General features: G+C 43.0%; 5 protein-coding genes. All 5 read right to left on the bottom strand.

Going from position 1 to position 5,275, the window contains the following annotated elements; translation table 11 throughout:
• Positions 1-586 (bottom strand): citramalate synthase (locus J7K93_13120; GenBank protein ID MCD6117951.1); only part of this gene is annotated, 586 nt, incomplete at its 3' end.
• Positions 583-1,584: a ketol-acid reductoisomerase gene (ilvC, locus tag J7K93_13115; GenBank protein MCD6117950.1), complete on the bottom strand. Its 1,002-nt coding sequence runs from the start codon at positions 1,582-1,584 to the stop codon at positions 583-585. The genes J7K93_13120 and ilvC, both read right to left, overlap by 4 nt.
• 24 nt (positions 1,585-1,608) lie before the next feature.
• The gene (gene ilvN / locus J7K93_13110) at positions 1,609-2,073 is read right to left on the bottom strand and encodes an acetolactate synthase small subunit (protein MCD6117949.1); all 465 of its coding nucleotides are present in this window, start codon (positions 2,071-2,073) and stop codon (positions 1,609-1,611) included.
• A 2-nt stretch (positions 2,074-2,075) separates the two neighbouring features.
• Complete coding sequence (ilvB, locus tag J7K93_13105) at positions 2,076-3,761, bottom strand: biosynthetic-type acetolactate synthase large subunit (GenBank protein MCD6117948.1); 1,686 nt, start codon at positions 3,759-3,761, stop codon at positions 2,076-2,078.
• 89 nt (positions 3,762-3,850) lie between these two features.
• On the bottom strand, positions 3,851-5,275 hold a 1,425-nt coding region (gene ilvD / locus J7K93_13100; protein MCD6117947.1), incomplete at its 5' end, for a dihydroxy-acid dehydratase.

The following is a 5,275-nucleotide window of genomic DNA, read 5'->3' as shown; positions in this document are numbered from 1 at the left end:
TGACCTCTTTTGTGATATTGTACACTTCATGAGGCATGGAACCGCCGTTTGTGTCGCATAAAACAATCACTGATGCACCGCCATCAATTGCAGCCTGCAGCATATTAAATGCAAATTCAGGATCATCCTTATATCCGTCAAAAAAGTGCTCCGCATCAAAGATGACCTCTCTTCCGTGTCTTCTGATAAAATCCACAGAATCAAAAATCATCTTTAGATTCTCTTCAGGAGATATACCAAGGGCTTTTTCAGTATGCAGAAGCCACGTCTTGCCGAAAATTGATACTCCCGGAGTCTCCGCCCTTAACAGATAATCAAGATTTTTGTCCTCTTGAGGGCGATTTTCCTTCCTCCTTGTACTTCCGAATGCAACAAGCCTGGAATTTTTCCAATTGTACAGAGATGCTTTTTCAAAAAACATTGCATCTTTTGGATTTGCACCCGGCCATCCCCCTTCAATGTAATCAACTCCGAAATCGTCAAGTTTTTTTGCAATATCAAACTTATCATCAAGAGAGAATGAAATATTTTCTCCCTGAGACCCGTCTCTCAGAGTCGTATCAAAAATCGTGATTTTCTTATTCAGTTCAGTTTGCTTTTTTGAACCCACTGCATCATCCCCCTTAGTTTCCGGCCAACTTCTTCAATTTTGTGGCTGCTCAATTTTTTCCTCATGGATTTAAGTACGGGCCTTTTTGCTCTGTTTTCAAGTATCCACTCCTGAGCGAATTTTCCTGACTGGATATCAGATAGAATTTCCTTCATTGCATGCCTGGAATCTTCCGATATTACTCTCCGGCCTCTTGTCAAACCACCATATTCGGCAGTATCCGAAACCGAATAGTACATCCCCGAAAGCCCGGATTCATAAAAGAGATCAACTATCAGTTTTAGTTCGTGCATGCATTCAAAATAGGCAATTTCAGGCTGGTAGCCTGCATCAACAAGTGTTTCAAATCCTGATGTAACAAGTTCCGATACTCCGCCGCAGAGCACTGCCTGTTCTCCGAAAAGATCTGTTTCCGTCTCTTCTTCAAAAGTTGTTTCAATTACTCCTGCACGTGTTCCTCCGATTCCATCGCTGTATGCAAGGGCTGTCTTCTCTGCATTGCCTGTACTGTCCTGGTAAACAGCAATAAGACATGGAACGCCTCCGCCCTGTTCAAATACTCTTCTTGCAAGATGCCCGGGACTTTTCGGCGCTACCATCCATACATCCACGTCATCAGGAGGCACAATCTGCCCGTAATGAATATTGAAACCGTGAGCAAATGCAATTGATTTTCCGGCTGTCAGATTCGGCTTTACAAACTTATCATAAATCTCCGCCTGCGTCTGATCCGGAATTAGAAACATGATGATATCAGCCTCTTTTGCCGCATCCTCAACAGTCATAACTTTAAGGCCCGACTCCTCTGCCTTTTTCCACGACTTACTGCCTTCATACAGCCCGACAATAACATCCAGGCCGCTGTCTTTGAGGTTTAATGCGTGTGCATGGCCCTGGCTTCCGAATCCAAGAACTGCAATTTTTTTATTTTCAATAATTTTGGTGCTGACATCCTTTTTGTAATAAATTTTCATTCTTTTTATTCCTTTACATTGAATTTAAATAGCTACAAGACCGCTCTGTGCAATTTCAACCATACCGTACGAACTTAAAGTACGGAACATTGATTTTATTCCTTCACCTTCACCGATTAACTCAACAACAAGAGAATCTTTTCCTCTGTTAATTATCCTGCCGCCGAATGAATTAACTATTTCCGATACATTGCTGTAATCTTCCGAAAAAATACGTATTTTTAAGATTGCAAGCTGTCTCGAAACAAATGTTGAACCTGTGAGCCATGCAACGGAAATTACATTGATTATCTTCTCAAGAATGTTCTGTAATTGCTTCATCTCCCTGTTATCTCCTCTTGACACGAGAGTAATCCTTGAAAGCCCCTCCTCCTCTGCCGGGCCTACAGCTATGCTTTCAAGCTCAAATCCTTTGCCTGCAATATGATTTGTAATTCTTGCAAGAATGTCAGGGGATTCTTCTGCAATAATTGAAAAAACATGATTCATGATTACTCCTCCTCTATCATAGCTTTTATAGGTGCACCGCTCGGCACCATTGGGAAAACATTTTCTTCTCTGTTTATTATTACTTCAATTACAACAGGAAGCTCATCCTCAGCCATTGCACGTTTAAATGCCGCTTCGAACTGCTTCTCCTTTGTAACTCTTTCAGCCTTTGCGCCATAACTCTTTGACAGCTTGATAAAATCGGGGTTACTGGTTCCTATTTCGGTACTTGCATACCTTTTCTGATAAAAAAGCTGCTGCCACTGTCGGACCATACCAAGATAGCCATTGTTGAGCAGAACTATTTTAACAGGAACTTTGTAATGCACTGCTGTTGCAAGTTCGTTTGCAGTCATCTGAAATCCGCCGTCTCCTATTACAGCAATAACTTTTCTGTCAGGAGATCCTATTGCAGCGCCGATTGATGCAGGAAGCCCGAATCCCATTGTTCCAAGGCCCCCTGATGTAATAAAAGTGCGGGGTTCTTTGAAGCCGTAGTTCAAAGCTGTCCACATCTGGTTCTGCCCTACATCAGTTGTGATGATTGCGTTTTTCCCTGCGATCTCTGACATTATCTTTATGACTCTCTGAGCTGACAAAGCATCTTCCGAATTACGGCCTTCAGGAACAGGATGTTCCGTTTTCCACTTTTCTATCTGTTTTATCCATCCATCTGCAGACCTGTCTTTCCTGTCTACAATGGGGCGGAGCTTACGAATAATTTTTCCTGCATCTCCGATTACTGACACATGGGACTGCACGTTCCTGTCAATACAGGAGGGGTCAATATCTATATGAACTATTTTCGCATTGGGCGCAAATTCCGATACAAGGCCTGTTACTCTGTCGTCAAATCTGGCTCCTATTGCAATCAGTGCATCAGCATTTGTTATTGCCATGTTCGCATACCATGTACCGTGCATACCAAGCATTCCGAGAGAAAGAGGGTGATCTTCCGGAAAAGAACCCAGGCCGAGAAGGGTTGTTGTTACCGGAGCATCTATTTTTTCGGCAAATTTTATAAATTCCTCTGTACAGCCCGAGCTGATAATACCGCCTCCTGCATATATTACAGGTTTTTTACTATTGGAAATAATTTCCGCTGCTGCATAGATATCATCCATGCTTGCTTCAAATGAAGGGTTATATCCTCTTATAACGACCTCATCTGTTGTGCTGTTGAATACTGCCTGTGATTTCATCACATCAACAGGCAGTTCTACAACAACAGGCCCGGGCCTGCCTGTCCGTGCTATATAAAATGCCTTTCTGACAGTATCAGCGAGGTTTTTAACATCCTTTACCTGGAAATTATGTTTTGTTATTGATCTTGTAATACCAACTACATCAGCTTCCTGAAAAGATTCCTTGCCGATATAAGGCGATGCAACCTGCCCGGCAAAAACAACAATCGGGATACTGTCCATAAATGCAGTGGCAATACCTGTAACAGTATTGGATGCACCCGGGCCTGACGTTACTATTACCACTCCTGTCTTCCCTGTTGCACGCGCATATCCGTCTGCTGCATGAGTCCCGCCCTGTTCATGCCTGACAAGAACATGCTTAATCTCTTTAGTGTCATACAAAACATCATAAATGGGAATAACGCTTCCTCCGGGATACCCGAATACTGTATCAACACCTTCATTGATCAGAGAACAGATTAAAATTTCCGCACCTGTCATCAAAGTGACATCTTCTCTGTTCATTACAATTTTTTCCCTGTTTTCTTTTAAAGCAGTTTTGTACACTTCTTTTGTCAATGTTGTACTGCTCATAATAGCTCCCTCTCCATTGATAATACCGCACCCTTGCTTGCCGATGATACCATGCTGCTGTATCTTTGCAGCCAGCCTGATTTAACTCTGCTGTCAGGCCGTTTCCATGACCCTTTTCTTCTTTGTATTTCCTCATCAGTAAGCTCCGCATCCACTCTTCTTTTATGAATATCTATTGAAATAATATCTCCGTCTTTTAATAATGCAATTAATCCTCCTGCTGCAGCTTCCGGTGCAACATGCCCAATACAGGCTCCCCGTGTCCCTCCTGAAAAACGCCCGTCAGTTATCAAAGCAACCGAATCGCCCAACCCCAGGCCCATAACAAGAGAGGTGGGCTCAAGCATCTCCTGCATTCCGGGCCCGCCTTTGGGGCCTTCATACCTGATAACTATAACATCCCCTTCTTTTATCTTTCCGGAATGCAGCCCTTCTATTGAATCTTCCATGGAATCAAACACTTTTGCAGGCCCTCTGTGAACCATCATTGAGGGGCCGATTCCCGCTGTTTTAACAAGGGACCCTTCAGGCGCAATATTTCCGAAAAGAACAGCAAGCCCGCCTGTAATGTCATAAGGTTCTTCTGCACTCCTTATCACATTCGGATCAGCTATTTTTGAACCTTTAATATTCTCTCCGATAGTTGTTCCTGTAACAGTGAGCTGATTTAAATTTAAGAAATCAGAAACTCTGCTCAGCTCATTCATAAGTGCACTTACACCGCCGGCTTTGTTAAAGTCTTCCATGTGATAGGGTGATGAAGGAGAAATTTTACATAGTATAGGTGTTTGTGCAGAAATTTCATTGAGATTGTTCAGACTGTAATCTATTCCGGCTTCCTTTGCAATTGATAGAAGATGCAGTACAGTATTGGTACTTCCTCCCATAGCAAAGTCAAGAGAGAAGCAGTTGTCAATTGTCTCTTTTGTTACAATATCTCCCGGAAGCAGATTTCTTTTAACAAGGCCGACTATTTTTTGACCTGCAAGCCGTACAAGCTCTCTTCTCTCTTCTGAATCTGCGAGAATAGTCCCGTTTCCCGGAAGTGCAAGGCCGAGAACTTCAAGCAGGCAGTTCATGGAGTTTGCTGTAAAAAGTCCGGAGCATGATCCGCACCCGGGGCATGCATTCTCTTCATATTCTTCTAATTCCGTTTCACTTATCATATTATTTGAAAATGCACCTACAGCTTCAAATACAGATACAAGGTCAATGCTTTTGCCTCCTGATAATCTGCCCGCTCTCATCGGGCCGCCGGATACAAAAATTGTCGGGATATTTACTCTGAGGCTTCCCATTACCATTCCCGGAACAATCTTATCGCAATTAGGCAGGCATAGAAGCCCGTCTAATTTGTGGGCATTTGCAATAGTCTCAACCGAATCTGCAATTATTTCTCTGCTCGGCAGGGAGTACTTCAT

This window comes from bacterium (assembly GCA_021158245.1).
Classification (GTDB): domain Bacteria; phylum Zhuqueibacterota; class QNDG01; order QNDG01; family QNDG01; genus QNDG01.
Note: the sequence above shows the minus strand (reverse complement) of the source record. Positions and strands in the feature narration are given on the sequence as shown.

Bases quoted from the DNA above. Each gene is read 5' to 3' on its own strand.
- ilvC (MCD6117950.1), bottom strand. From the start codon at position 1,584: ATGAAAATTTATTACAAAAAGGATGTCAGCACCAAAATTATTGAAAAT.
- ilvN (MCD6117949.1), bottom strand. From the start codon at position 2,073: ATGAATCATGTTTTTTCAATTATTGCAGAAGAATCCCCTGACATTCTT.
- ilvB (MCD6117948.1), bottom strand. From the start codon at position 3,761: ATGACAGGTGCGGAAATTTTAATCTGTTCTCTGATCAATGAAGGTGTT.